This is a genomic window from Spirosoma sp. (assembly GCF_048594605.1).
Taxonomy (GTDB): Bacteria; Bacteroidota; Bacteroidia; order Cytophagales; family Spirosomataceae; genus Spirosoma.
Map to the genome: position 1 here is coordinate 1 of NZ_JBMDWV010000169.1, position 6,268 is coordinate 6,268.

Consider the following 6,268-nt stretch of genomic DNA (forward strand, 5'->3'; position numbering starts at 1 on the left):
CTGGTATTGCCGCTGCGCGAGGTATAGAAGCATTATTCATTATCGACGGGGACCTACAGGACCCGCCCGAATTGTTATCCGACTTTTATCAGAAATACAAAGAAGGATACGACGTAGTGTACGCTGTTCGGAAAAAACGTAAGGAAAACTGGTTTAAACGCACGGCTTATGCTACGTTCTATCGGCTGATGAAATCGATTTCTTACGTTGATTTGCCTTTGGATAGCGGTGATTTCTCGCTGATCAGTCGACGGGTAGCTAACGTATTGAATCAGATGCCGGAAGAAAGCCGGTTTATCCGGGGCATGCGTAGCTGGATTGGTTTTCGCCAGATCGGCGTTGAGTACGAACGGGATGCGCGCCTGGCTGGTGAATCGAAATATTCGTTCAAGATGCTGCAACGATTGGCTTACAACGGCATTTTTAACTTCAGTGAGTATCCAATCAAGATAATCACCCGAATGGGTATGATTACGATTGGAGTAGCCCTGATTTACTTGATTCAGACACTTATCAAACGATTCATTTATCACGATGTTCCGCAGGGATTTACCGCACTCTTGTTTGTGATCGTGTTGTTCAGTGGCGTTCAGTTGATTGCGCTTGGGCTTATCGGAGAATACGTACTACGTATCTTTTTTCAGGCGAAAGGCCGCCCGCTTTATGTGCTCCGCGACGTGATCCGGGACCAGCAACGGCAGCCGCTGCTGACCCAAAAAGAATCGAAAGTGTAATGTCTGTTCCAGGCCATTTTACAGATTCATTGATACTTACTGTGCAAACTCCAAACTATACAGGCAAAATCGGTAGCAATAGTCGATCCTGATCTATCGGCACGCCAGACGATTATTGCCAGACGACTATCGACGATTAATGCTATTTAATTCACTACAGTTTTTACTGTTTTTTATTGTTGTTACGCTCAGTTACTTCAGTTTGAAGTGGCAGGGACGATGGATCTTGTTGCTGGTAGCGAGCTGCTACTTCTACATGGTCTTCAAGCCCGCGTATTTTCTGATTCTTCTGCTTACCATAGTCATCGACTACATTGCCGGTATCTGGATTGAAAGAACAAATGGCCCGGCCCGAAGGTGGCTGCTCATCATATCCCTCATCTCGAATATTGGCATTCTCGCTTTTTTTAAATACCTGGGTTTCTTCACCGAGAACGTATCCTTGCTATTCGAAAAATTGCAAATGCCGGGCGTTGCCGATGAGGTTATGTATCAGGGAAATCGGCTATTCATCAGGGTGCTACGTTTCTTCGGTCAGACTGATATCAAGTCGTTCAAAGAGAATGTCATCAGTATTCTGCCCGTAGGTTTGTCGTTTCACACGTTTCAGGCAATGAGCTACACCATTGAGGTGTATCGGGGCAACCAGAAAGCCGAACGACACTTTGGTATTTACGCGCTCTATGTCATGTTTTACCCACAACTGGTGGCCGGGCCGATCGAGCGCCCACAGAACGTATTGTGGCAGTTTCATTCGTATTTCAAGTACGATCGTGAGAACGTAAAGGCAGGATTGATGCAGATGGCGTTCGGGTTGTTTAAGAAACTGGTGATTGCCGATCGGCTGGCGATGCTGGTAGATTATGCGTATGGGGACCCTTCAGCGCATAATGGCCTGACGCTGCTGGCCGCTACGTTCTTCTATACCTTCCAGATTTACTGCGATTTCTCCGGCTATTCGGATGTGGCTCTTGGCGCAGCTCGGGTGATGGGCTTCACGCTTATGGAAAACTTCCGTACGCCTTATATTGCCCAGTCTGTTTCAGAATTCTGGCGACGCTGGCATATTTCACTGTCGACCTGGTTCCGGGATTATCTCTACATTCCCCTGGGCGGCAACCGGAAAGGCGAAGTGCGGCAGTACCTGAATATGCTGATTGTGTTTCTGGCCAGCGGACTCTGGCACGGACCCAACTGGACGTATGTAATCTGGGGTGGGCTGAACGGTCTGTATCAGATTCTGGCTGTTCTGCGCGACAAGCTGCTAGCGAAACTTGGGTTCTCCAATGCGCCGTCTCATAAAGTAACATCGTCCGTTCATGAGAAAGAGAGCCCGAAATCGCCGGTACGTGTTGTGGTCAATACGCTCATTACGTTCGTGCTGATTATGCTCACCTGGGTATTCTTCCGGGCCCGCAGCCTGAGTGACGCCTTTATAATTCTGAAAGGTATCGGAACATTATCCTTCGGCGACCAGATCAGGAGCCCGATGAACACGACTGAAATGTGGTTTAGTGTTTTTCTGATTCTGTTTCTGCTCGTGAAAGAGTATTTCTATCTGACAATTCCTACCCGAAACACAGCCCGTTTTGCCATTTTATTCGCCGTCATTACGTTCGCTACGTATCTGTTTGGCGTTTTCTCGTCGAATCAGTTTATCTATTTTCAGTTCTGATAACGTGTAATCCATCAAAAAAACCAGTATTGATTTCCAATTCGCGAATTGCAAAACAATACTGGCGTAAGAATTAGTGCTACTTGACCTGACTGAATGCCAACGCTACGCCGTTCATGCAGTAACGTAAGCCGGTTGGCTCAGGGCCATCGTTGAAAACATGACCTAAGTGTGCATCGCAAACCGAGCAGCGTACTTCTGTCCGGTTGCCATCGGGTTCGGTATAGATCGCGTTTGATACGATTGGGGCGTAGAAACTGGGCCAGCCCGTGTGTGAATCAAACTTGGTTTTAGCCTCGAAAAGCGGATTGTGGCAACAAACGCAGCGATACATACCAGGCCGATGTTCATGGGTTAGTTCACTACTGTTGGGCCATTCGGTGCCTCGCTCACGGGCGATATTGTATTGCGACCGCGTCAGGAGTTCCTTCCATTCTGTATCGGTTTTTTCAACGCGTCGATTATTAGGAGAGGTTACTCCGGGAGGGCGTCGATGCGGAGGACGGGGTGACGCTATATACGTACCATACAACCATAAACCGCCGGCCAGCAGAAGCGCAATCAGTACGAAAAGGTGATTTTGTTTCATCCGTTGAGTTTTTCTATAAAACACCAACAGATTGCAATCTATTCCCTACAACTACCGCCCAATGGCTACTTTTCGCAGAATCGAATCAATAACCTGTAACGTCGTGACGCCATCGGCTTCAGCTTCGTAATTCAGCATGATCCGGTGGTTAAATACGTCCGGCGCTACTTCTTTAATATCTTCAGGCAGGACGTAATCACGTCGGTCGAAGTAGGCAAGGGCTTTAGCCGCCAAGTTCAGGTTGATGCTGGCGCGGGGCGATACGCCAAACTGAATGTACTGGGCTTCGTCGCGGAGGCTGTATTCCAGCGGTCGGCGTGTAGCAAAAACCAGCTCAATAATGTAGCGCTCAAGCGTTTCGGAAATCGTTATCCCGTTGATTTCGTCCCGAATGGCTACCAGTTCTTCTTTTCCTAAAACAGGACGTACTTCGTAATCGAAGTTCATGTTCGACATCCGGCGCATCACTTCCAGTTCGTCGTCCTTACTTAGATAGTCAACAAAAACCTTCATCATAAACCGGTCAACCTGCGCTTCGGGCAGTGGATACGTACCTTCCTGCTCGACCGGGTTTTGCGTAGCCAGTACCAGAAATGGACGATCCAGCACGAACGTTTCTTCCCCAATAGTTACCTGCTTTTCCTGCATGGCTTCGAGCAGTGCCGACTGGACTTTGGCCGGAGAGCGGTTTACTTCGTCGGCCAGAATCAGGTTCGCGAAAATAGGGCCCTGTTTTACTTCAAAATCGGACGTTTTCTGGTTGAAAATCATCGTTCCGATCAGGTCGGCAGGCAACAGGTCAGGGGTAAACTGAATACGCTGAAAATCCAGGTCAAGAACTTTCGCCAACGTATTGATCGTAAGGGTTTTGGCCAGGCCGGGTACGCCTTCCAGCAGAATATGCCCGCCCGTAAACAGTCCGATCAAAAGCCGATTAAGCAGCCGATCCTGCCCGACCACAACCTGACTCATCTCGCTGAATACCTCGCGAATTTTTGTATGATACGAGAACGTAGTAGATGGCTGCATTCTTATCCAGTTATAAAGTTACAGAGTCGATCAGTTGTAAAGTTTTCATTACACAATATCTTCATCAGCACCTTTAGAATAACGTCTGCCTTTATTATCACTGTTATTCAGATAAGTAAGTAAACTATCAACGATCCGATTTACCTCGTCAGTTTGCGCATATAAGTCATCAAACATGATTTGAGCTATGTATTCATTGTCCAAAGAGCGATACAATTGCGATTTTACTTCCGTTAAGGAGCCGCGTGCAATACCCAGAAATTGAATGAACTCACCTCGATTACCCCGGCCAAATCCTTCAGCAATATTATCCATAACCGAGCCGCCAGATCGTCGTATCTGACGTTTTAGATCATAATCTTCCTGAAAAACTTTATCGCGCGTAACCCGATGAATAGCACTGGATAGCAATCGGGCTTTCTGCCAGGCTTTAAGGTCTTCAATCCGGTTTACGGTAGGCATTATTTTGTGAAGTTATAGGGTTGTAGAGTTATAAAGTTGTAAAGTTACCTCCGGCGTAAGCCAACTTTACAACTTTATAACTCTACAACTTTATAACTATTTTTAAAACGTTGCCCGGATGCTTCGGTCCTTGCCGTGAATGTCTTTGTAAACCTGAATATTCCGAAAGCCGTGATCGGCAAATACCTGCCGGGTCGCTTCGCCGAAACGTTCATTAATCTCAACGTAACAGGCGCCGTCTTTCGTCAGGTGACGGGTGCAGAAATTGGCCACAGCTTTGTAAAATACCAGCGGGTCGTTATCCTCAACAAACAGCGCCAGATCCGGTTCGTAATCCAGTACGTTGCGGTCCATGACGGCAGCTTCCGAGCGTGTTACGTAGGGGGGATTACTCACCACACAATCAAATCGTTGTCGAAAATCGGCTGGTACGTTCAGTATGTCCTGAATCTCGAACGTAACATCCGCTTTCAGGTTTTGAGCGTTACGTTGCGCCAATGTCAGGGCCTGGTCCGACACATCCCAGCCAGTTACAACCGATTGGGGAAGAAACCGCGCCAGCGTAATAGCAATACACCCGCTGCCCGTGCCAATATCAACAATGGGTACGTCGTCGGTCCGGTCAGCAAAATCGTGCATGATAAGGCGTACTAAATCTTCGGTTTCGGGCCGTGGGATTAATACGTCGGGCGATACTTCAAATTCCAGACCGCAAAAAATCGTCGTACCTATAACGTGCTGAATAGGCTCCTGGCGGTTTAAGCGTTCGAGAATCTTAAACCAGTCGGGTTCCGTTCGATTTGGCGGCAGCGGCTTATCGGTCAGTACGTCGGTCTTGCGTAGACCAAAATAATGATCTAGTAGCATAAACGCCATTTCGCGGGCTTCTTCAGGCGGATAGGCCGTAATATTTTTACTAAGTCGATCGTAGAGAGGTTTGGCGGTGGCCATGCAGCTAAGTCGAGTAATTTTGCCAAAAATAGGGAAGTTTCTGATTTTAGGGGTCAAGTTTTCAGTTCGTATTTCGAAGCCTCGGCTTATAACCTGGAACACAAAATCTGAAACTACGAACTTATACCAGATTAAAACCGCTATCTCATAGAGTATTGAACTTAATAGTCGTATGCATCAATTCATGCTCCGCGCGCTCGAATTAGCTAGTCTTGGTCGAGGGCATGTTAGTCCGAATCCAATGGTTGGCTGTGTGATTGTTTACGAGCCCGATGGGCCGAACGCCGAACCGCGTATTATTGGAGAAGGATGGCACCAGCGGTATGGCGACTGGCACGCCGAAGTCAATGCAATACGTTCGGTACGGCCAGACGATGCGCATCTTTTGCCGGAAGCCACTGTGTACGTTACGCTCGAACCCTGTTCGCACTGGGGCAAAACGCCACCCTGCGCCGATCTATTAATTGAAAACCGGGTTAAACGGGTTGTTTGCTGCAATGATGATCCAAATCCACTGGTGGCGGGGCGTGGCTTTTCCAAATTGAGGGCGGCTGGTATTTCCGTTGAAACGGGTTTGCTGGCAGAGCAAGGGCGCAGCCTGAATGCCCGGTTCTTTACGTTCTTTGAACAGAAACGGCCATACGTCATTCTAAAATGGGCCGAAACAACGGATGGCTTCATCGCTGGAGAAGGCGGACAGCCGGTCAAAATAAGCGGTGAACTGTCGCATCGGCTCGTTCATCGCTGGCGAAGTGAAGAAGACGCCATTATGGTCGGTACAAACACAGCACGAGTCGATAATCCCCGGCTGAATATACGACTGTGGCC

General features: G+C 48.1%; 7 protein-coding genes. 3 read left to right on the forward strand and 4 right to left on the reverse strand.

What is annotated here, in order from left to right; genetic code table 11:
• Positions 1-734 (forward strand): glycosyltransferase (locus ACOJS8_RS10565; RefSeq protein WP_420148508.1); only part of this gene is annotated, 734 nt, incomplete at its 5' end.
• 139 nt (positions 735-873) lie between these two features.
• Entirely contained in the window at positions 874-2,409 is a 1,536-nt protein-coding gene (locus ACOJS8_RS10570; RefSeq protein ID WP_420148509.1) for an MBOAT family O-acyltransferase, read from the forward strand.
• Between the two features lie 79 nt (positions 2,410-2,488).
• Here ACOJS8_RS10570 and msrB read toward each other — a convergent pair whose 3' ends face one another.
• The 4 genes from msrB to prmC form a co-directional block, all read right to left on the reverse strand.
• Positions 2,489-2,998: a peptide-methionine (R)-S-oxide reductase MsrB gene (gene msrB, locus ACOJS8_RS10575; RefSeq protein ID WP_420148510.1), complete on the reverse strand. Its 510-nt coding sequence runs from the start codon at positions 2,996-2,998 to the stop codon at positions 2,489-2,491.
• 51 nt (positions 2,999-3,049) lie between these two features.
• Positions 3,050-4,027, reverse strand: coding sequence for an AAA family ATPase (locus ACOJS8_RS10580; protein WP_420148511.1), 978 nt, complete (start codon positions 4,025-4,027; stop codon positions 3,050-3,052).
• A 48-nt stretch (positions 4,028-4,075) separates the two neighbouring features.
• The gene (locus ACOJS8_RS10585) at positions 4,076-4,489 is read right to left on the reverse strand and encodes a four helix bundle protein (protein WP_420148512.1); all 414 of its coding nucleotides are present in this window, start codon (positions 4,487-4,489) and stop codon (positions 4,076-4,078) included.
• Between the two features lie 102 nt (positions 4,490-4,591).
• A complete protein-coding gene (gene prmC / locus ACOJS8_RS10590; RefSeq protein WP_420148513.1) occupies positions 4,592-5,440 on the reverse strand; it encodes a peptide chain release factor N(5)-glutamine methyltransferase in 849 nt (282 codons plus the stop codon).
• A 172-nt stretch (positions 5,441-5,612) separates the two neighbouring features.
• On the opposite strand from prmC, the gene ribD reads away from it, so the two are divergent.
• On the forward strand, positions 5,613-6,268 hold a 656-nt coding region (gene ribD, locus ACOJS8_RS10595; protein WP_420148514.1), incomplete at its 3' end, for a bifunctional diaminohydroxyphosphoribosylaminopyrimidine deaminase/5-amino-6-(5-phosphoribosylamino)uracil reductase RibD.